The 21,536-nt window shown below is 62.7% G+C and carries 17 protein-coding genes; 12 read left to right on the top strand and 5 right to left on the bottom strand.

The features are described from left to right. Nucleotides 1-49: 49 nt before the first annotated feature. Nucleotides 50-2,650 carry a glycosyl hydrolase family 5 gene (locus APH33_RS12450; RefSeq protein WP_054885428.1) on the bottom strand — a complete coding sequence of 867 codons (2,601 nt, stop codon included), beginning with the start codon at nucleotides 2,648-2,650 and terminating at the stop codon, nucleotides 50-52. 4 nt (nucleotides 2,651-2,654) lie between these two features. Then, on the bottom strand, nucleotides 2,655-4,181 hold the full coding sequence (locus APH33_RS12445; RefSeq protein ID WP_054885427.1) for an O-antigen ligase family protein: 1,527 nt from the start codon (nucleotides 4,179-4,181) through the stop codon (nucleotides 2,655-2,657). 482 nt (nucleotides 4,182-4,663) lie between these two features. Between APH33_RS12445 and APH33_RS12440 the strand changes: the two genes are divergently transcribed. From APH33_RS12440 to APH33_RS12390, 11 genes are all read left to right on the top strand, one after another. Beyond that, on the top strand, nucleotides 4,664-6,127 hold the full coding sequence (locus APH33_RS12440; protein WP_054885426.1) for an FAD-dependent oxidoreductase: 1,464 nt from the start codon (nucleotides 4,664-4,666) through the stop codon (nucleotides 6,125-6,127). A gap of 121 nt (nucleotides 6,128-6,248) precedes the next feature. After that, nucleotides 6,249-6,866, top strand: a complete 618-nt coding sequence (locus APH33_RS12435) for a transferase (RefSeq protein ID WP_054885425.1) — start codon at nucleotides 6,249-6,251, stop codon at nucleotides 6,864-6,866. Continuing rightward, on the top strand, nucleotides 6,859-7,815 hold the full coding sequence (locus APH33_RS12430) for a glycosyltransferase family 2 protein (protein WP_054885424.1): 957 nt from the start codon (nucleotides 6,859-6,861) through the stop codon (nucleotides 7,813-7,815). The genes APH33_RS12435 and APH33_RS12430 overlap by 8 nt, the downstream gene beginning before the upstream one ends. An 8-nt stretch (nucleotides 7,816-7,823) precedes the next feature. Next, entirely contained in the window at nucleotides 7,824-8,348 is a 525-nt protein-coding gene (locus tag APH33_RS12425; protein WP_054885423.1) for a serine O-acetyltransferase, read from the top strand. A gap of 28 nt (nucleotides 8,349-8,376) precedes the next feature. Continuing rightward, nucleotides 8,377-9,354: a glycosyltransferase family 2 protein gene (locus APH33_RS12420; protein WP_054885422.1), complete on the top strand. Its 978-nt coding sequence runs from the start codon at nucleotides 8,377-8,379 to the stop codon at nucleotides 9,352-9,354. A gap of 7 nt (nucleotides 9,355-9,361) precedes the next feature. Beyond that, nucleotides 9,362-10,309 (top strand): DUF535 family protein, encoded by a 948-nt coding sequence (locus APH33_RS12415; RefSeq protein ID WP_054885461.1) that lies wholly within the window; start codon nucleotides 9,362-9,364, stop codon nucleotides 10,307-10,309. 22 nt (nucleotides 10,310-10,331) lie between these two features. After that, nucleotides 10,332-11,537, top strand: coding sequence for a glycosyltransferase (locus APH33_RS12410; RefSeq protein WP_054885421.1), 1,206 nt, complete (start codon nucleotides 10,332-10,334; stop codon nucleotides 11,535-11,537). Next, the gene (locus APH33_RS12405; protein WP_054885420.1) at nucleotides 11,531-12,718 is read left to right on the top strand and encodes a glycosyltransferase family 2 protein; all 1,188 of its coding nucleotides are present in this window, start codon (nucleotides 11,531-11,533) and stop codon (nucleotides 12,716-12,718) included. Before APH33_RS12410 ends, APH33_RS12405 begins: the two co-directional genes overlap by 7 nt. Beyond that, on the top strand, nucleotides 12,718-13,479 hold the full coding sequence (locus tag APH33_RS12400) for a WecB/TagA/CpsF family glycosyltransferase (protein ID WP_054885419.1): 762 nt from the start codon (nucleotides 12,718-12,720) through the stop codon (nucleotides 13,477-13,479). Before APH33_RS12405 ends, APH33_RS12400 begins: the two co-directional genes overlap by 1 nt. 185 nt (nucleotides 13,480-13,664) lie before the next feature. Further along, on the top strand, nucleotides 13,665-15,086 hold the full coding sequence (locus APH33_RS12395) for an undecaprenyl-phosphate glucose phosphotransferase (protein ID WP_054885418.1): 1,422 nt from the start codon (nucleotides 13,665-13,667) through the stop codon (nucleotides 15,084-15,086). Nucleotides 15,087-15,124: 38 nt separating this feature from the next. After that, complete coding sequence (locus APH33_RS12390; protein WP_256218649.1) at nucleotides 15,125-16,777, top strand: phosphoethanolamine transferase; 1,653 nt, start codon at nucleotides 15,125-15,127, stop codon at nucleotides 16,775-16,777. Here the strand turns inward: APH33_RS12390 and APH33_RS12385 are convergent, their stop codons facing one another. Then, nucleotides 16,778-17,722, bottom strand: a complete 945-nt coding sequence (locus APH33_RS12385) for a LysR substrate-binding domain-containing protein (RefSeq protein WP_054885417.1) — start codon at nucleotides 17,720-17,722, stop codon at nucleotides 16,778-16,780. It lies immediately after the preceding gene. A gap of 146 nt (nucleotides 17,723-17,868) precedes the next feature. Here APH33_RS12385 and APH33_RS12380 point away from each other — a divergent pair, with 146 nt between their 5' ends. Beyond that, nucleotides 17,869-19,245, top strand: a complete 1,377-nt coding sequence (locus APH33_RS12380) for an L-serine ammonia-lyase (protein ID WP_054885416.1) — start codon at nucleotides 17,869-17,871, stop codon at nucleotides 19,243-19,245. Between the two features lie 111 nt (nucleotides 19,246-19,356). On the opposite strand, the gene APH33_RS12375 is transcribed toward APH33_RS12380, so the two are convergent. Next, nucleotides 19,357-20,034, bottom strand: a complete 678-nt coding sequence (locus APH33_RS12375) for a DUF3313 domain-containing protein (protein ID WP_054885415.1) — start codon at nucleotides 20,032-20,034, stop codon at nucleotides 19,357-19,359. 205 nt (nucleotides 20,035-20,239) lie between these two features. Then, nucleotides 20,240-21,535 (bottom strand): FAD-binding oxidoreductase, encoded by a 1,296-nt coding sequence (locus APH33_RS12370; RefSeq protein WP_054885459.1) that lies wholly within the window; start codon nucleotides 21,533-21,535, stop codon nucleotides 20,240-20,242. Between the last annotated feature and the right edge of the window lies 1 nt (nucleotide 21,536).

Here is a 21,536-nt window from a genome sequence, read left to right as displayed (position 1 = left end):
TTGAATGCCTGGCGTACAGGGCTTCAATGACTGTAGATGGCGATATGCCCTATTTCAAGAACAGCCAGTTGGCCATGTGCTGGCCATCGAACGTGATCAGGTAGCGCCCATCCTTGTAGCTCGCCGGCAAGGCATTTTCCTTGCCATCGCTGCTGCGGCTGTAGAGTTTCAGGCCTGCCGGCGCCTTGATGCTCAGGCTGCCCTCGAGTGGTTCGACATGGAAGGGCGTGACGTCTTCGGGCCTGGGGATGGCGCGGCTGCCCAGTGAAATGAGCAGGCTGCGCGACTGGGCAAGCGGCTTGCTGTCCAGGCTTTGCACCACGACACTGGCATTACCGGTTTTGAGCTGGACCTGAATGTCGCCGACATTGAGCGACTGGCCGCCCAGCCAGCCGCTCGCCGCTTGGGTCATGGGCGTATCGATGGTGTAGAGGCCCTGCTGCCAGTTGTGGCGCAGCTCGCCGCTGTCGCTTACGGCTTCGCTGGCATTGGCATCGATCAGTGACTGCCCCGGGTCTTTCAGCACCTGCGCGTCAGCCGGCAGCGTGCCGGCCTGCAGCCACGGCAACTGCTGGGTGTGCGGCATGGCGATCTGCAGGCGGCCTTTTTCCATGGCCGTGCGCAACATCACCGAATTGGCCGGCGAGATGTCCTGGTTGAACAGCGTTTCTGCCGTGGGCGCAAAGACGTAGCGGGTCTTGGCCTGGTGCACGTCCTGGCGCCGATAGAGCAGGGCGGCGGCGGGGAGGGTGGCGATCAGCCCTGGGTCGTTGTAGGCGTTCCAGTTGTCGGCCCGGCGCCATTGTTCGAAGAATGCCTGCTGGCTGTAGGCGTACTGCATGATCGCGTCCCAACCCTGGTGGCTGCCGGTGCCGGCCACGTACAGCGGCAGCGTGTGGCGGTCAGGCAGGGGGAAGGGTTCGGCGTTCCACTCGGTGACGGTCATCGGCTTGCCCAGTACTTGCGCCGCACCCAGCCAGTTGATCATGCCGTCGCTGCTCAGCGGGTTCTTCTCCAGTTGGCCGAGGCCGCCGTAACTGTGGGCGTCGACCACATCACCTGCAGTCAGTGCAGGCAGCGAGGACAAGCCATTGAGGCCCCAGGTGCTGGTGGTGGCGATCGGCACCTTGACGCCCAGCGTGCGCAGGTAACCGATCATGTCGGCATAGAAACGCTGCTCCAGGTCGTTGAGGAACAGCTTCGAAGGGCCATGCTCCCAGGCACGCCAGGTCTTGTCTGCGGGCAGGTCATGGCGCTCGGCAAAGGCCTTGGCCTGGTCCATGTAGAGCTTGCTGTGCCTGGGTACATCCTTGTCGGGTAGCAGCGCGTTGCCAAAGTGGTGGGTGACGTCGTTCTCATTGGTGATCAGCACGGCGGCAATCGCCGGGTCATCCTTGTAGGCCAGCCCGGTGTAGCTGTTGACGTGGGTCAGGTACTGTTCGGCAAAGCGCTTCAAGGCCTGCTGCATGCTGGTGTTGACGAACAGGTAGCCCTTGAGGCCGGCGACACCATGGTCCTTGGGCAACTCGTCGAAGCCATAAATGTTGTCAGCGGCCGTGACTGGCCGCGACACATGCAGGTCGAGCCAGACATAGATGCCTTCGTCCTTGAGGCTCTTGATCCACAGGTCGATCTTCTTCAACGACTCGGCGCTGAGCGTTTGCGTGTCCTTGATCTGTTGCAGGTCGCCGAAAATGTTGGGGGTCACCCAAGGGGAGTCGTGATGGTGCAGGCGCACAAGGTTGAAACCCAGCGCCGACAGGCGCTTGGCCTGCAGCCTGATTTCCTCGTCGGGCGTACGGAACAGCGAATAGGCCGACAGGTTGGTCCCCCAGAAGCGTACCGGTGTGCCGTCGGCAAACACCAGCTGCTCACCCTCGGCCTTGACGAAGCCGCGCTTGCCGGCCGGTTTCTCCGGCGCGTTGAGGAACGACAGGTCAACCGGCGAGGTGCGCCAGTCGAGCTGGTCATCTGGCCAGGTGGTGGGGTCGCTCATGCCGAAGCGTTCCGTGGCGGTCTGGCCGATGGTGATATCCCCGGTCACGCTCAGTTGCGCCTTGATTTGCTGCTGCCCAGGCTTGATCGGGTCGGTGTAGAAGAAGGTGCGCACCTGGTCGGTGTTGCCGCGTTCGAAATAGACCTTGGCCAGCGGTGGATCGAAGCGCATTTCGACGTGCGGCCCTTGGGGGTTCTTGCCCCACGCCCAGCCGCGGTTGTCGGGCAACAGCACCGGGTCGCCCATTTCCCCGGCAATCAGTGTGGGGTCGAAGCGCCAGACGATACCGCCGCCCATCACGTCGCTCTGCCGGCTGTGCGCCTGCAGGTCGAAGTCCCAGCTGAGGGTTTGTGCCTGGGGCTTGTGGATGACGGCCTTGAGGTCGAAGTCCAGGTCCTTGTTGGTGCCGCTCAGCATGTAACGGTAGGGGCCATCGACCTTGAGCGTCGGATAGAACCCGGTCCAGCCCCAGTTCGCGCCCCAGAAGTCAAAGCTGGAAACAAACGCCGGGCCACCCCCGTGGGTCAATGTGGGCAGGCCGTTCTGTTCGTCGACACGCACCACCCACTCGGATGCCCAGGCGCCCACTGGCAATGCCAGCAGGCCGACCAGTAGCGATGTGCGGGTCCATGTACACAGGGCAAGGCTGGGCATCGAACTACCTCGGTTGAAGGCTGATGGTGGTCACCTGGCGGGGCTCTTCAATGGCCTGTCGGCGCATCATCTGTATGTAGGCGACGCTGAGCCCGGCTATCGACCAGTACACGATCGGGATGACGGTGATGCTGCTGACGGTGAAAATGGTGACCAGGATCCCCAGCAATGTCGCCAGCAACACACGCCCCAGCAGGCGGTATGGGTCAGCGTTATCGCTGATCGCGCGTACCGCCCGGTAGATACCCAGCAGGATGCAGGCGAAAAAGCCGAGGAACAGCCCCAGTCCCACCAAGCCGATGCGCAGGGCCAGGCCGACGTAGGTGTTGACGATGTCGATGATCCCTTCGCCCTGGATCATGGACTGCATTTCCGGGGTGCTGCGGTAATCGAAGGAGCCGAACAGCGGATTGCGCTGGATGACGATCCACGAATTGTCGAGCAGGCGTTGGCGGTAGGTGATGTTCTCTGTGTCCACTTTGCCGATGAAGGGCAGCAGGTCGAGTATCTTGTCGCCACCGGGCATCACGCTCAGCAGCGGTATGCTCAATACGCCGGCCAGGGCCAGCAATGCCAGGCGTGACACCGCGTGCCGGCCCAGGGCGATGAACACCACCACGATCACCCCGGCGCCGATCCACGGGCCGCGCGACAGTGGCGCAAACAGCCCGGCAGCCAGGAGCAGGGCGCCCAGGTAGCGGTGCGCAGGCCGCTGCACGAAGTGCTGGACGAACAGGAACAAACCCACGGCCACCGCCATCACGTAGCCGAGCACGATGGCCTGGCCGGTGGTGACACTGGCTCGCAGCGAGCCTCCACGGCTCAGGTAGGCCTTCATGTCCCATTGCAGGCCCAGGGCATCGAGCAGGGCGTTGTACAGCAGCCAGTGACGGACATACTCGGCGACCCCGAGCAGCGCCAGGAGGAAGCCAACCAGGACGAACGCGAGCATGGCGTCCTTGAAGTCATTGAGTTCGCGCAAGCCACGACTGGCCACGTAGTAAGGCAGAAACACATCGATGTACAGGCTCAACACCTGACGCAGCGTGTCGGTGACCGTCGTCTCGCGTAGCGCCAGCACGCTGGTCAGTACCAGGCTGGCCAGCAGCAGCTTGTCGGGCAGCAGCCGGCCGAAGCGAACGCTCTCGCTTTGCCTGCTCAGCACCAGCGCCGCCGGGAGCAGTACGCACAGGGTCAGTACCCGTTGGTGATTGATGTCGAACAGGTAGTTGACCACGCCAAAGCCAGGTATTTCGGTCATGGCCGGCGGGATCAGGAACAACAGCATGAAAAACAGCGCCAGCGGGTTGTGCTCACGTCGCCTGGCGACCAGCAGGATGACCGTGGCGGCTGCGGCATACACCCAGAAACTGTGGGCGAAGAACGCCATCAGGGTCAGGGTGAACCATAGATTGCGGCGCCGTTTGAAGTCCGCAACGGCGATCAGATCGGCCGCCGGACGGCGGGCCATGAAGAAAACCACACTGGCCACAAGCAGAATGACGACCAGGGCTCGCAAATGTTCTGGCATGGGCTGTAGGCACCTATCCCTCGGTGGGCTGGATGGAGGCTAGCATCGTGGCTAAATGAAACTATAGTGACTTCTAGCCATTCGGTCGGAGATTGAAGTCATGCAGTCGATTGGAGTCATGGCGATGCGAACATTCCAGCACAGGCGAGTGACGTTGGTTGTGCCTATGATTGCGATAGGGGTGCCTTGTTGACGCGCGTTTCCGATTGATCCTGATGGTCGCCCGGCAAGGCCCGCAGCAGTGCGCGGGGCATAAGAAAAAACCAACGGTATGGGGCTGTGATCATGGGGAAGCTGCAGTTTTGTACTTCTTCGCTGGGGCGCAGAAGCTTTGTTCGCAGTTGTGTCTTGTTGAGTGCCGGGGCGGCCGTGTTCGGTGTCTGCGCCAACGCCAGGGCAGCGCGCAACCCTGAGCCCAAGGGCGGTTTCGTCATCATCAATGGTTGGGTATTGCCGGTCGGATACTTCCAGGATGGACGCTCATGATCAAGGATTACGACGCCGACAAAAGCCTGCGAAACGCCTACGATTTCTGCATCCTGGGCGCAGGCCCTGCGGGGATCACCCTGGCGTTGCGCCTGGCCGCGGCCGGCTGGAGCGTAGCCTTGCTCGAAGGTGGCGGGCGCGAATACACGCCGCGCTCGCAGGCGCTGTACAAGTGCACCTCCACTGGCCTCGAGCTGTACCCCGGGGAAGCCCGCCTGCGTTACCTGGGCGGCACCTCCAATCACTGGATGGGCCGCTGCCGGCCTTTCACTGCTTCTGATTTTGCCGTGCCACCACCCGTCGACATGCCGGGTTGGCCAATCCCCTATGCGGAAGTCGAACGCTATCTGCCAGGCGCCATGGAAATCGTCGATCTGCCACAGGGCGCGGAATTTCGCGCGGTGAATGCAGGCCTCAACGGTGGCGATTTCGATGCCGACCGCTTTCTGCTCAGCCCGCCAACGCGCTTTGCGCAGAAGTACGCCACGGCGCTCAACGAAACGCCTGGGCTGGATGTATTCATCAACTGCAACTGTGTCGACCTGCTGTTCGATCAGGCCGCTGGGCAGCTCAAGGCCGTGCAGGTTTCCGACTACGACGGCAAGCGCCAGCCTGTCAACGCGCGCAATTACATCCTCGCCATGGGGGCCATTGAAAACGCCAGGCAACTGCTAAACAGCCAGTCGCTGGTGCAGGCCGGCGTGGTGCACAAGGACGGGCTGGTTGGGCGGTGCTTCATGGAGCACCTGAATATCGACATGGGTACCTTCGTCCTGCGCAGCGGCGAAGACACGGAGCCCCGCCAGTATTTCACCACCGATGCCTTCGTCGCCGAGTATCACGCCGGTAAAGGCAATGTCCTGGCGTCTGTGCTGGCCGATGTGCGCACCTACGGGCGTACGGCTGAGGTGAAGTACTTCCTGGAAAACCTGGCCTGCGAAATGGGCGTGGCCAGCAAGATCGAATTCGTTGCCAAGTTCAGCTGCCCCGGCGATGGCGTGATCAGCACCCTGATCGAGCAGTTCCCCAACGTGCAGAGCCGCATATCGCTGCTGGACGAGCAGGACGAGCTGGGGGTGGCCAAGGTCAACGTCAACTGGGTACTGAGCGCCAGCGACCGGCACACGATCAAGTGCATCGGCAGTGAACTGGCCAAGCAGTTCGCAGAAATGGGCCTGGGTTTCGTCAAACTGAACGACTACGTCTACGACACCAGCCTGCCGTTGAGGTTGTCACCGCATGCGCATCACATGGGCACCACGCGGATGGCGGCCAATGCCAAGGACGGGGTGGTCGATACCAACTGCAAGGTGTTTGGCATTGAAAACCTTTATGTCGCCGGCAGCAGCGTGTTCGCTACCGGCGGGGCTTCGAACCCGACCATGCCACTGCTGCAATTCGCCTTGAGGCTGGCCGACCACCTCAACGAGAAGATGCGTGCGGCAAAGGCGGCGGCCTGAGCCGGTTGAACTGAAACAGCGGTGTGCAAGGGTTGAGTGCAACAGGGTCAACACTCACAAGAACGAGACCGTGTTCGCCTCAGGGACAGTCCAGGGTTGCTTGATTTGCGAGGCTTGCCATATGTTTGGATGGATACGCAGTGCAGTGGCGCATTATGCCAACACCACCGGGCGGGGCGTGACGGCCTACCTGAAACTCTGTAAACCCACTCCGCGGCAGTGGGGCGAGTTTCAGCATCGATGGGGCAAGTTCTATTCGGTGGGCAGCAACTTTCACATGAATGTCGGTTGCAACGTCACCGACCCGGCCCTGGTACGCATCGGCAATAACGTCGGCTTGTCCGACTGCACATTGATTGGCCATGACGGCGTGGTGGCGCTGATCGAACTCTGTTATGGCAGAAAGCTCGACTCGGTCGGTGTCATCGACGTCAAGGACAACAGTTTCGTGGGCCACGGCGCAATCGTCATGCCGCGAGTGACCATCGGGCCAGATGCGGTGGTGGCTGCCGGTGCGGTGGTGACCAAAGACGTAGCGCCCGGGACGGTGGTCGGCGGCAACCCGGCCAAGTTCATCTGTACCACCGAAGACCTGATCAAGCGGGTCGAAGCGCGCTGCAACGCCTACCCCTGGATAGACCTGATCAAGCAACGCAAAGGCTCCTTCGACCCGTCGCTGGAGTCAACCCTGGCGATGCACAGGCGTCGCTATTTCTTCGGGGACGGCAGCAATGGATAAGAAGCCTGTCGACGTGATGGTGGTCAACTTCAACACCGCAGCGTTGCTGCAACCGATGTTCGATGCGCTGCGCGCCGCAGGGGGTGAGGCATTGGCCAGCTACCTGGTGGTGGACAATGCCTCGGTTGACGATTCTGTGGAGCGTCTGGGCAAGGTCTGCCCGCAAGCCCTGTTGTTGAGCAACAAGCTCAATGTCGGGTTCGGCCGCGCCAACAACCAGTTGCTGGCACACTTGCAGGGCAAGTACGCGCTGCTGCTCAACACTGACGCCTTTGTGGCCGCCGACAGTCTGCAGAAAACCATCGACTACATGGACGCACACCCTGAGTGCGGCATTCTGGGGGTACGCCTGGTGGGCCGGGAGGGTGACCTGCAGCCGAGCTGTCGCTATTTCCCGACCCCCTTGAACGTGTTCGTCGGGCGCACCGGGCTCCAGCGTTTCTTCCCCGGGCTGAAAATGGTCGATGAAATGGACTGGGACCACGCCTCGGTGCGTGAGTGTGACTGGCTGCCCGGCTGCTTCTATCTGGTGCGCCGCGAAGTGCTGGATCAGGTAGGCCTGTTCGACCCGCGCTACTTCCTTTATTACGAGGAAGTGGACCATTGCAAGCGGGTAAAAGCGGCCGGCTGGAAAGTGGTGTACTTCCCCGATACCACCGTGGTGCACATCGGCGGAGAAAGCTCCAAGTCGGTGGCTGAACTGGAAGCGGCGAGCCGGCAGATCTCCGGCTACCAGATCGAAAGCGAACTGTTGTATTTCCGCAAGCATCACGGTGCAGCGGGGCTGGCCTTGCACATGCTGCTGGTGAGCCTGGGCGACCTGGTGCTGGCGCTCAAGGCATTGCTCAAGGGCCGCGGCCTGGCCGCGATCAAGGCGTGCTGGCGGCATACCCGCGCCACCTGGTCACTGCTGTTCAAGACCCAGTTTGCCAGCCAGCCCACACGGTAGGTGAAACCATGTTCGATAACATCCGTGCAGACTTGCGCGCTCATGGTGGTGACTGGGGCGCCCAGGGGTTCTGGGTACTGCTGGTCTACCGCTTTGGCCGCTGGCGCTATGGCGTGCGCCCGGCCTTGCTGCGCAAACCGTGCTCCTTGGTCTACAAGGTGCTGTTCAAGTTCGTGCAGATCATCACCGGGGTCGAGCTGCCCTGCGAGGTGGTGATTGGCCGCAATTTCGTCATCGACCACTTCGGCGGCATCGTCATCAGTGGCTATGCGCGTTTTGGCGACGATTGCCGGATCCGCAACGGCGTGGTGGTAGGCCTGAAGAATGTCGACGAACCCATTGCCCCGGTATTCGGCAACAACGTCGACATCGGCGCTGGCGCCAAGGTGCTGGGCAATATACGCATCGGTAACAACGTGGCGATAGGCTCGAACGCGGTGGTGCTGACCGATGTGCCGGACAATTGCCTGGCAGTAGGGGTACCCGCGACCATCAAGGCACGCAAGCACAGTGATGCGATGCAGTACACCTGACCTGGCCCTCAACTGACGAGTGACGCCGATGAAGACAGGCATTGGAGTGGTGGTGATCGGCCGCAATGAAGGCCAGCGCCTGGAGCGCTGCCTGTTGTCGCTGATGGGGCGTGCGGATCAGCTGGTGTATGTGGATTCCGGCTCCTCCGATGGCTCGGTACAGCTGGCGAAGCGGCTGGGCGTTGAAGTGGTGGCGCTGGACATGACGCAACCCTTTACCGCCGCACGCGCACGCAATGAAGGCTTTGCCTGCCTGCAAGGCATCGTGCCCGGCATCCGCCATGTGCAGTTCGTCGACGGTGACTGTGAAGTGGATGCCGGCTGGCTGGGCAAGGCCCAGGCGTTTCTCGACCAGCACCCGGACGTGGCGGTGGTGTGTGGCCGCCGACGCGAACGCTTCCCCCAGCGTTCGGTGTACAACCTGCTCTGCGACCTCGAATGGGATACCCCCGTGGGGGAAGCCAAGGCCTGTGGGGGCGATGCCCTGATGCGAGTCGATGCCTTCATGGCGGTGTCTGGTTTTCGCCCGGAACTGATTGCCGGTGAAGAGCCGGAGCTGTGCGTGCGCCTGCGTGCAGGGGGCTGGAAGGTCTGGCGCCTGGCCGATGAAATGACCCTGCACGATGCCGCCATGACCCGATTCGGGCAATGGTGGCGGCGAAGCCTGCGTGCCGGTTATGCCTATGCCGAAGGCGCCTACCTGCATGGGCAGACGCCGGAGCGCCATTGGCTGCGCGAGTCACGGCGCGCCTGGTTGTGGGGCCTGAACCTGCCACTGGCGATCCTGGCGGTGAGCCTGTTGTCGGGCGGCTGGGGGCTGTGGTTGTTGCTGGTCTATCCGATGCAGATCGTGCGCCTGGCCCGCCGCGGTGGGCGCTCGACACGGGAGAACTGGTGGCAGGCGGTGTTTCTGGTAGTGGGCAAGTTTCCGGAAATGCTCGGCCAGGCGAAGTTCCTGCTCAACAGGCATGCGGCCGGCAAGGCGCTGCTGATCGAGTACAAATGACATGACGATGACGTTCAGATCGCTGGCCAGGAGCGTGCTCACCTTGCAGCCCGGCTATTCGCTGCGCGCGCTCAACAACAAGTTCAAGCTGACAGTAGCCATGGCCCGGGAGTGGTCCGGCCTGCAGGCGTTCGCCCAGCGCATGTCGCAGGCCCTGGGCCAGGAGCGCTTCGAGCGATTGGGCGTCGACTGCATCGGCGTGGTTCAGTGGCCTTACATCAGCAAGTGCTGGGGCGCCCCGCAGCGGCTTGAAGCGGTGGCGTCGCACTACGAAGTGGTGGCCGCGCACTGTGCCCCGTTGCTGCTGTTGCGACGTGACGAGCATCGGCAGCTGTGCGACCTGTCGGCATACGCCAGCGGTTGCAGCCTGGTGCTCGATCGGCCGATCTGGTTTCAGCGCGAAGGCGAGCTGGTGGTCAACCTGTTCCAGGGCGATCTGCGGGTGGCTTCGCTGGCCTTTACCCTGTGCCGGGAAGCGGCGGGCGTGTGCCTGTACATCGGCGCCGTGCAGGGCATCCACAAGGGCGTGGACAGCGACACCTCGCTGACCATCTACCGGGAGCTGACCAAGGATTTCGAAGGCTTGCGCCCCAGGAGCCTGCTGATCGAGGCGATCAAATGCGTGGCGAGGACGGTGGGGGCCGAGCGTATCTACGCGGTGGGGGACCAATACCGCCACCATCGCCATCCCTATTTTGGCGCCGACAAGCACCAGGACCTGGCGGCCAACTACGATGTCATCTGGCAGGAAAATGGCGCCGGGCCATCGGACCGCGAAGACTTCTTCAGCATTCCCTTGGCCCCCGCACAACGCGCGGCAGAGGACGTTGCAGCGAAGAAACGGGCCATGTACCGCAGGCGCCATGCGTTGCTGGATGACGTGTTTGGCCAGATACAGGCCGCCTTGGCCGACAGCCCGGTGCAGCAGGCCAGGGCAGACCTGGTCATCCCGTAAACGGACACAGATTCGGGGCTCTATGCGTATCGCCTATTTCATCAATCAGTATCCCAAGGTCAGCCACAGTTTCATCCGCCGCGAAATACAGGCGCTGGAGCGCCAGGGCATCGAGGTTCAGCGCATCGCCCTGCGAGGCTGGGATGCCGAACTGCACGACCCTGAAGACCTGGCCGAACGGGGCAAGACCCGCTATGTGCTGGAGCAAGGGTTGAAGGGGTTGCTGAGACCGCTGTTCGACGTCGTGCGGGCACAACCCAAGCGTTTTCTTGGCGCACTGCGCCTGGCGCTTCGCCTGGGCTGGCGCGCTGACCGCCCATGGCCCTACCACGTGGTCTACCTGGCCGAAGCATGCCGTTTGCTGCAATGGCTGCAGGCATCCGCTGCGGAACATGTGCATGCGCATTTCGGCACCAACTCGACCGAGGTGGTGATGCTGGCCAATGCCCTCGGCGGGCCGGCCTACAGCTTCACCGTGCATGGACCGGAAGAGTTCGACAAGGCGCAGATCCTGCATCTGGGCGAGAAGGTGCGCCGGGCCGCTTTCGTGGCGGCTGTCAGCTCTTTCGGTCGCAGTCAGTTGTATCGCTGGGTGGCCCATGAGCATTGGGACAAGGTCAAGGTGGTGCATTGTGGCCTGGAGCGCAGCTTCCACGAGGGGGTTGCACTGGCGCCGCCAGCCGCGCCCCGGCTGGTATGCGTGGGGCGGCTGTGCGAGCAGAAAGGCCAGTTGCTGCTGGTCGAGGCGGCCCGCGCTCTGGCGAGCCGGGGCGTGGACTTCAAGCTGGTGCTGGCTGGCGATGGTGAGATGCGCGGCCCGATCGAGGCGCTGATCGCCCGGTACGGCTTGCAGGCGCAGGTGCGTATCACGGGCTGGATCAGCAGTGCGCAGGTGCGCGATGAAATCCTCGCCGCGCGTGCCCTGGTGCTACCCAGCTTTGCCGAGGGCTTGCCGGTGGTCATCATGGAGGCCATGGCGTTGCGTCGGCCGGTCCTTACCACTTACGTGGCAGGCATTCCCGAACTGGTCTGCCAGGGTGACAACGGCTGGTTGTTCGCGGCAGGTTCCGTCGAGGCGTTGACCGAGGCCATGCTCGACTCCCTGCAGCAACCGGTGGAGGTGCTGCAACGCATGGGCGAGGCTGCTTGCCAGCGCGTGCTCGAGCGCCACGACATCGACACCGAAGCAGCGCGGTTGGTCAGCCATTTCAGGGGGCCGACATGCTGAACCTGTTGAGCGGGTTGCTGGGCTTGGCGGCGTTGCTGGTGCTGATGCCGACCCTGGTGCTGTTTACCCAGGTGGTGCTCGCCTGTTTGCCTGCGCCTGCGCGGGTTGCCCGGCAAGCTAAGCGTGCCAGGGTGGCAGTGCTGGTGCCGGCGCACAGCGAGGCAACGCTGATCACCTCCACGCTGGCCAGTATCACGCCGCAATTGCGCGAGGGCGACCAGTTGCTGGTGGTCGCCGACAACTGCACGGACCAGACTGCGAACCTGGCCCGCGCGGCGGGCGCGCAAGTGGTCGAGCGCCAGGATCTCCAGCGGCGTGGCAAGGGCTACGCGCTGGACTTCGGGGTGCAGCACCTGCGCCAGTCGCCCCCAGAGGTGTTGATCATCATCGACGCCGACTGCCAGCTCGGCGCGGGTGCGCTCGAGCAGTTGGCGCACTGTTGTGTCGACTATGCCCGGCCGGCACAAGCGCTGTATCTGATGCATGCGCCTGCCGGTGCAGGGTTGAAGGTGCAGGTGGCTGCCTTTGCCTGGCGCGTGAAGAACCTGGTCCGCCCACGGGGCTGGGCTCGGCTGGGGATGCCTTGCCAGCTGATGGGGGCGGGCATGGCATTTGCCTGGCAAGACCTGTCGGCCCTCAACCTGGCGACCGGGCACCTGGTCGAAGACCTGAAGCTGGGCCTGGAGTGTGCCGCACTGGGAAAACCGCCATTGTTTTGCCCGGCCGCCGTCGTCAACAGTCACTTCCCGACCAGCCAGGAAGGCCTGAACATCCAGCGCAAGCGTTGGGAGCATGGGTACCTGGGTGTTGTGCTGGCTGAGGGGCCCAGGCTTTTCGGCCAGGCACTGGTGCGACGTAACTGGCCGCTGTTGGGCATGGCCATGGACCTTCTGGTACCGCCGCTGGCCTTGCTGTCCTTGCTGCTGATGGTGCTGTTCGCGGTCGCCTGGCTGGCATTCGGCGTGTTCGGCGTGCTGCTGCCGGCGCTTCTTGCCACGCTGGCGTCGGGCCTGCTCGGGGCCGCTGTATTGTTGGCGTGGGGGCGCTTTGCACGAGAGCTGATCCCGTTTTCGGTACTGCTGTACGCGCCGTTCTATGCGGCGAGGAAAATCCCCCTGTACCTGGGGTTCCTACTCAAGCGCCAGGTCGACTGGGTGCGATCGAAGCGGGATGACAGCTGATGCGGGATTGGACAGGGTTGCAACGCTGGGACACGGTCATCGGCAAGCTGCGGTTGGTCCAGGATGCAACGGATGAGCAATGCCTGCTCGCGACGTTAGGTTCACCTCAGCGGGCAACCATACTGGCTTTCGTCAACGCCCATGCCATGAACCTGGTTGCCGGCAAGGCTGATTACTGCCAGGCACTCTCGGCCGCTGACGTGCTGCTGCGCGACGGTGCCGGCATGGCGATATTGCTGCGGCGCCTGGGACTGCCTCCTGGGCTGAACATGAATGGCACGGACTTCATCCCCAAGCTGCTGACGGCCTTCAATGGCAGGCGCGTGGCATTCTGGGGAACCCGTGAACCGTTCCTGTCCGAGGCCGCGCAACGCTGCGAAGCGCGCTATGGCGTGCACGTGGTGTCACGGCATGAGGGTTTCGCCGAACTCGACACTTACCTCGGCCTTGCCCAGGCACAACAGCCTGCGCTGATCGTGCTGGGCATGGGAATGCCCAAGCAGGAACAGCTCGCCGCTCGCCTGGCGGCGCTGGATTGCCCCTGCCTGATCGTCTGCGGCGGTGCCATTGTCGACTTTCTGGGTGGCAAGGTGGCGCGAGCGCCTTCCTGGGTGCGCCGCCTGAACGGTGAGTGGGTGTTCCGGTTGCTCAAAGAGCCCAAGCGCCTGTTTGCCCGTTATGTGCTGGGTAATCCGTTGTTCCTGTTGCGTGCGTTGCTTTATGCCAGAGCGCCTGGGCAGCGAGCACAACGGCGAAGCTGAATGCTGCCTGTCGGGGCGGTCGATGAGCCCCCGCAGCAAACGCCGGGTACTGCTACAGTGATATCAATCGAGGCGGGGCGCCGTGCTGCGAATTTTCAAAGGTTTTTCAGCTACCTGAGGTGAGTTTCCATCGCTTCGTTGTGATGGTCAGGCTTTTGCCACACACAGTTCAGTGAGGCCTTACGATGGTGTTCGAACCCAGAAGCAGTCGGTCGTTACTCCAGCGAAGAAGTAGCGTCAGCAACGCCGTGCAAGCCGGCCTTGATGGGATTGCCGTCACCAGTGTGGCGTGGTACCTGATCTACGACCAGTTTGGCTACATCACCTCGGACTACGTGATCATGCTGCTGTTGCTGATTGGCGCGCTGGCGGTCATTTACGACCACTACGCCATCTACCGCAGCAATGTGGGGCTATCGGTAAAGGCCTTCCGGCTGTTCAAGGCCTGGTCGGCGACGTTCTGTTTCCTGGTGGTGATCGCCTTCCTGACCAAGCAGAGCGAAACCTATTCACGTTTGCTGGTCGTTCAACTGTTTGTCATCGGCTACATCGTCCAGCTGTTCCTGCACGTGGCCATGCGCGAGCTGCAAAAGCGCTTCACCGCCCATGCGCGGCTGGACAATGCCTTGATCATCGGCAATGGCGACCTGGCCAACTTCCTGTATCAGAAGATCAGCAACAACCCGTGGTTCGGCGAGCGGGTGATGGGGTGCATCTGGGTCGATCAGGAAGAAGATCAGGCCCGCGAGGGGCAGGATGCAAAGCTGCGCCTGCCCGTGCTGGGCAGCATTGCCGATCTCGACGAGATCATCGCCCAGCATGGCATCCGCACGGTTTACCTGGTTACGCCCCTTGGCGGGTCGGCAGTGATTCAGGATGTGTACCTCAAGTTGCTCGACAAGTGCATTGCGGTCAATTGGGTTCCGGACATCTTCTCGCTGCGCCTGATCAACCATAGCGTGCGCGAAATTGCCGGGATCCCGGTGCTGACCCTGTCGGAAACGCCGCTGACCGGGACCAGCCTGTTCCTGAAGAACCTGGAAGACCGCGTGCTGGCCGCGCTCATCCTGCTGTGCGCCTCGCCGGTGTTGCTGGCGGTCGCGTTGATCATCAAGTTCGACAGCCCCGGGCCGGTGTTCTTCCGCCAGGACCGTACCGGCTGGACCGGGGAATCGTTTCGTATCTGGAAATTCCGCAGCATGCATGTGCATCAGCCGGAAAACGGCGTGGTCGAGCAGGCGCAGCGCAATGACCCGCGCCTGACCCGGGTCGGAGCGTTCATTCGGCGCACCAGCCTCGATGAGCTGCCGCAGCTGTTCAACGTGCTGACCGGCGACATGTCGCTGGTCGGCCCGCGCCCCCATGCCTTGCAGCACGACACGTTGTACTCGCAGGACATCGTCGATTACTTCGCCCGCCACAACATCAAGCCCGGCATGACGGGCCTGGCGCAGGTACGCGGGTATCGCGGGGAAACCAAGGATATCGAGCAGATGATCCAGCGGGTCAATTCGGACATCGAGTACATCAACAACTGGTCGTTGTGGCTCGACTTCGTGATCCTGGTACGAACCCTCAATGCCTTCACTGGCAAGCAGGCTTATTGACGCCGCAGGCCAGCGGGGCGGGGAGGGGCATCATCATCTTGTCCGCGGGAGGAGCCGTTATCGCCAGGCTGTTGAAAGCCGAGTGGCCCTCGCTGCTGCTCTGGGCCTTTCTGTTTTCGCCGCAATTCGCCAGGCTGTTGGCGGATTGCCAATGCGCGAAAATCGACCTGCTGGTCTTATACACCTTTGCCATTTCGTTGCTGTGGCTGCTGGCAATCCGCTTCATATCGGCCAACCCGTTCAGGGTGCATGTGCTGCTGTTGCCGTTCTACCTGCTGGCGAGCATCGACCTGTTCGTGGTGCTGAACTTCGGTTCGCGGCTGACGGCGGCCTACCTGTACATTGCCTTGACCAACTACAAGGAAGCGACGGAATTTTTCGCCACCTACTGGCGCTCGATCGCTGCGACCTTGGCGGTGTTCGCAGTGTGCTACGGGGTTGGCTTGGCCGGGCTTCACGGCCGCCGCCAGCACCGCAACAAGGCCGTGCTGGCGCTGGCGCTCGGTGGCTTGCTGCTGGGCTATGGGGCTTATTTCTACAAGACCGTCACGCTCAACTCACTGAGCAAGGGCGCAGTACTCGACCTGTTGGCGAAAGACCAGAGCACGCCCGTAGGCTACCTGTCGCAGCTCGGCCTGACGGCGGCCCTGTATTGGGAATCCAAGGGGTATATCCAGCAACGCATGGCGGCGCAGGTGAACATCACCCGCATCTCCGACCAGGCCGACATCGAGACGCTGGTGTTCGTCATCGGCGAGTCTTCGCGCCCGCACAACTGGTCATTGTACGGCTACCCGAACAGCACCACGCCCCACCTCGATCAGCAGCCGGGGCTGTTCAAGTTCAAGCGCATGTGCACCACCGCGCCTTACACGTCGGTTGCCGTGCCTTCGCTGCTCAGCCTGTACCCCATCCGCGACTGGGACCTGATTGCATCGAACAAGTCGCTGGTCGGGATCTTGCGTGCGGCCGGCTACGACACGTACTGGCTGTCTTCGCAGGAGGTCGACAGCTTTGGCGGGATCATTCCGCAGATCGCCGCAGAAGCTCACTACCGCCAGTACCTGGAGCGCAGCTATGACGGTGCGCTGGTGCCGGTCTTGCAGCAGGTGCTGGGCAAGGCCGATAGGCGCCGCCAGGCGATATTCATCCACATCAAGGGCAGCCACTTCGAATACGCTCGGCGCTTCCCAGGCGACTTCGCCCGGTTCAAGCCGGCCAGCGGCAGCCAGAAAGACCGGATCACGGCCGATTACGACAACTCGGTCCTGTACACCGACTGGCTGCTGTTCTCGATCATGCAAACGCTGGCGGCCAGGCACGAGAAAGCACTGCTGGTCTACGCGTCGGACCATGGCGAGAACCTGCTGGATGACAGCCGAGAGCTGTTGGGCCACGGCATCGGTAACCAGTACGACCTGTCGACATCGGCGTTTGTCTGGTCCAGCGGCAACCTCTCGCCAGAGCAGATGGTTAAACTGGAAAAGTTGAAGGCCAGGGAGGACCAGCAGGTCAGCATCGGCTCGCTGCCGCATATGCTGCTGAACATGGCCGGGATATCCATGCCTGGCTATGACAGCAGCCAGGACTTGCTCAGCGATGACTACAAGCCCTCGGAGTGCCCACACCTGCTCGCGACCGGCTTTGTGCCGTCGTTCGACTTCGACATCAAGCACATAGCCGTCGAGTGATCAGGCCGGTAGCGTCAGCGGGTGCAAGGCGCGAAAGCCTTGCGCTTCTTCCACCAGCCAGTCATGCACCGCTCGCGCGCCCGGCTGGTTCAGCCCGCCTGGGGGGTAGTGCACCATGTAGCGCTTGTGGTTGGCTATCGGGTGGCCAAACGGCACGATCAAGGCGCCGCGTTCGAGCTCGTCATTGAGCAGCGTGCGCCGGGCAATCGCCACGCCGACGCCGGCGATCGCCGCTTCGATGGTCAGGTGGTTGCGGTTGAAGGTATGCCCCCGGCGCACGTCCAGCCCGCCGGCGCCGATGCCCTCCAGGTAAAACTCCCACTCCGCATATTCCGAGCTGCCGCGCCAGGCGGTGATGTCGTGCAGCAGCGGATAATGCGCCAGGTCGGCCGGGCCATGCAGCGGTGGGCGACCACGCAGCAGCGCAGGTGAACAGACCGGGAAGATCTGTTCGTCCAGCAAAGGCGTCGACAGCATGCCCGGGTAGCTGCCGTCGTTGAGGTCGATGGCCAGGTCGAAGTCGCCGGGGTGCAAGGCATGGGCGCTGTCTTCGGCGACCAGGCGCAGTTCGATGTCCGGGTAACGCTGCTGGAAACGCGGTAATCGAGGGGTAAGCCACTTGGCCAGGAACGACGGGATCGAACGCAGGCGCAAGGTACCGCGGATTTCACCGGCATCCAGGCGCAACAGTTCGGCCTCGATGCTGCCATAGGCCTCGGTGACCGTCTGTGCCAGGCGCTGGCCCTCGGCGCTGAGCTCCACACCGCGTGCCCGGCGCAGGAACAGCTTGTAGCCCAGGCGCTCTTCCAGCTGGCGCATCTGTTGGCTGACAGCACCGGGGGTGATGTGCAGTTCGTCGGCACAGCGGGTGAACGAAAGGTGCCGCGCTGCGCAGGAGAAGACATGCAGCCAGACGAACAGCTGGCCATTGAGTTGTCGTCGCATCGTTTAGTGTCGCTAAAGCCTTGCTTAGGAAGTTTCGTTGGTCATCGGTCAGTGATCGCGGCAGTATCGCGCAAATTGGCAGTACCACTCAATTTTCTCAGACAGCCGTGGGGCACAGTACCGCGCCGACACGGTCAGGCATTAGTATGGCTATCAGTGTTTTCGACCTTTTCAAGATTGGCATCGGCCCGTCCAGCTCCCATACCGTAGGCCCGATGCGGGCAGCGGCGAGCTTTGCCCAGGCGTTGCGCGAACAGGGCTTGCTGGCCCAGGTGCAGCGCATCGAAGTGCGCCTGTACGGCTCGCTGTCAGCGACCGGGGTAGGCCATGCCACGGATCGCGCCTGCCTGCTTGGCCTGATGGGACAATGGCCGGATCGTATCGACCCGGCCACCATCGAGCCGCGCATCAGCCAGTTGCTGCAGGAGCAGTGCCTGATGCTCGATGGCAGCCATCCGCTGGTGTTCCAGTATGCCCGCGACCTGCTGCTGCTGGACGAAAGCCTGCCATATCACCCCAATGCCATGACCCTCGAGGCCATGGGCGGGCAGGGTCGTCTGTTGCACCAGACCTACTATTCCATCGGTGGCGGTTTCATCGTCGAGCAGGGCGAGATCGATGCGCCTCAGGCGCAAGACAATGCGGTCCAGCTGCCGTACGAGTTTTCCAGCGCCGCAGAGTTGCTGGCACTGTGCAAGGCCAACCAGCTCAGTGTGGCGCAACTGATGATGGCCAACGAGTGCGCCTGGCGCCCGCAAGCCGAAGTGCGCGAAGGCCTGCTGCGTATCTGGGCGGCAATGCGCGATTGCGTCGACAACGGCTTGCGCAACGAAGGCATCCTGCCCGGCGGCCTCAACGTCAAGCGACGTGCCGCACGACTGCACCGCAGCCTGCAAGAGGCTGGGCAGCCGAATGTGATCGGTTCGACCCTGAGCGCCATGGAGTGGGTCAACCTGTTTGCCCTGGCGGTCAATGAAGAAAACGCCGCTGGCGGACGCATGGTCACCGCGCCCACCAATGGCGCCGCCGGCATTATCCCGGCTGTGTTGCACTACTACATGAAATTCAACCCAGGTGCCTGTGACGACGATGTGGTGGCGTTTCTGCTGGCCGCCGCCGCCGTCGGCATCCTGTGCAAGAAGAATGCCTCGATCTCCGGGGCTGAAGTCGGCTGCCAGGGGGAAGTCGGTTCGGCCTGTTCGATGGCCGCTGCCGGTCTGGCTGAAGTGCTGGGGGCCACACCGCCGCAACTGGAAAACGCCGCCGAGATCGCCCTGGAGCATAACCTCGGCCTGACCTGCGACCCGGTCGGCGGGCTGGTCCAGGTGCCGTGCATCGAGCGCAATGCGATTGCTGCGGTAAAGGCGATCAATGCCGTGCAGATGGCCCTGCGCGGTGACGGCGAGCATTTCATCTCGCTAGACCGGGTGATCCGCACCATGCGCGACACCGGCGCCGACATGCATGCCAACTACAAGGAAACCTCGCGGGGTGGCCTGGCGGTCGCATTCGTCGAATGTTGATTGGCGTTTCGCCGGCAAGATGCCAGTGCCTGCCTTGAATTGGGCGTGAGGCGTAAATCGAGCGCCGCGCGGGCGGCGCTCGATCTGTGGTGTACACAGGGTACCTTGACGCTACTTGCCCTTGTTCTTGAGGGTGACGAAGCTGGCGCGCATATCCTTGGCCCAGCCGTCGAGGACTGGCTTGACGTCGTTCAGGGTCAGCTTGGTCTTGTCGTTTTCCAGCTCCTTGCCGGTACCCTTGCGCACTACCTGGGCCAGTACCTTCTGGTTGCCGCCGTCGAGGAAGGCCGCTTCGACACCGACATCCACTTGCTGGTCGCGGCCACCCATGGCGGTATTGACGCCTGCGGAAATCAGCGCGATCGGGATGAATTCGTAGGGTTTGAGGCTTTCATTGCTGGTTGACACCGCAGTGATCGCCGGGCGTACCACAATGGTGCCCGGCCCGGGCGCCTTGGCCAGGGTCAGCACGCTGCCCATTTCACGGCGCAGGGCATCGTTGAAGTAGCGGTTGATTTCATTCAGCGTCTGCTGGGAAATGACCGCCGTCGCCTGCGGCTTGGGGTAGAACTGGCTCGGCTCGATGAAGACTTGCGAATACTGGTTGATATTGACTTTGGGGTCGATCCAGCGCATCACCGATGCACCCGATGGACTTTTCGCTTCCTGCAGGCGGCTGTAGTCCTTGAGAAAGCCGGAATAGTCCTTGGGGTCCACGCGGTTGCTGGAGCAGGCGGCCACAGCGAGCAAAGCGGCGCACAACAGGGTAACGCGGGGCAGGGATTTCATGATGGTTTTGCATCCATGATGGGTCGGCCAGAACAACGCTAGCAGGTGCTTGGCAGATGGCCAGTGAACGTTTGAAAACCCGTGAGGTCTTGCCTGGTGTTTTATGGTTGTGCATGTCTTGAAAACTGTAGAGCCTTTGACATCGAGCGCCGCACGGGCGGCGCTCGATCTCAAGCACGGCGCAGCTTTCAAGGCGTACGCCTTGTTACCCGAGCGCCTCGCGCAACCGATACCACAACATCCCCAGCGCCAGCAGCGGCGAGCGTAGCGCCTTGCCGCCCGGGAACGTCAGGTGCGGCACCGCGCTGAACACATCCAGCCCCTGGCTCTGCCCCAACGCGATACCTTCTGCCAGCAGCTTCGCCGTCCAGTGGGTTACGTTCAGCCCATGCCCGGAATAACCTTGGGCATAGAAAACGTTGGGGTGCTGGCTCAACCGCCCCACTTGCGGGAAGCGGTTGGCGGTGATGCCGATCATGCCGCCCCACTGGTAGTCGATGCGCACGTTGGCCAGTTGTGGGAACACCTTGAGCACTTTTGGCCGCATGTAGGCCGCGATGTCCTTGGGGTCGCGGCCGGAATAGTGGCATGCACCGCCAAACAGCAGGCGGCGGTCGGCAGTGAGGCGGTAGTAGTCCAGGCCGACTTTCTGGTCACACAGGGCCATGTTCTGCGGGATCAGCGTGCTGGCCACGGCTTCCGGCAGCCGCTCGGTGGCCACCACGTAACTCCCGGCCGGCAGCACTTTACCGCTCAGCCGTGGCTCCAGGTCGTCGAGGTGGGCGTTGCAGCCCAGAACCAGGCTCTGTGCCCGTACTTTGCCGCGTGCCGTATGCACGGTCACGGTCGGGCCATGCTCGATGCGCAGCACCGGGCTCTGCTCGAAGATGCGTACTCCCAGGCCATGGGCCACGCGTGCTTCGCCCTGGACCAGGTCGAGCGGGTGCAGGTGGCCTGAACCCATGTCCACCAGGCCGCCGGCATACTGGTCACTGGCGACGATTTCATGCATGCCCTCGGGCCCGACCAGGCGGGTTTGGGGGCGGTAGCCCAGGCTGGCCAGGTCTTCCTGTTCAGCCTTGAAGGCAGCGAACTGTGCCGGCGTATTGGCCAGTTCGCAGAAGCCCCAGCGCAGGTCGCAGGCAATCGCGTATTGCTCGACGCGGCGAGCGACCAGTGCCACCGACTCGATGCCGGCCTGCTGCAGGTAGCGCACGCCGTCCTGGCCAACGTAGCGGGCAAAGCCGCTGACATCATGGCCGATGCCGCGAATCAGCTGGCCGCCGTTGCGCCCGCTGGCGCCCCAGCCGATGCGACGGCCCTCCAGCAGCACCACGCAAAGCCCGCGCTCAGCCAGTTCCAGCGCGGTGTTGACCCCGGTCAGCCCGCCGCCGATTACGCACACGTCAGCCGTCAGTTCGCCGTCGAGGCAGGGGTAGGGCGCCGCGTTGCGCGCCGTGGCGGCGTAGTACGACGCGGTATGTTGGGTATCGAAAGACATG

This window comes from Pseudomonas sp. NBRC 111130 (assembly GCF_001320485.1).
GTDB lineage: Bacteria > Pseudomonadota > Gammaproteobacteria > Pseudomonadales > Pseudomonadaceae > Aquipseudomonas > Aquipseudomonas vlassakiae.
Note: the sequence above shows the minus strand (reverse complement) of the source record. Positions and strands in the feature narration are given on the sequence as shown.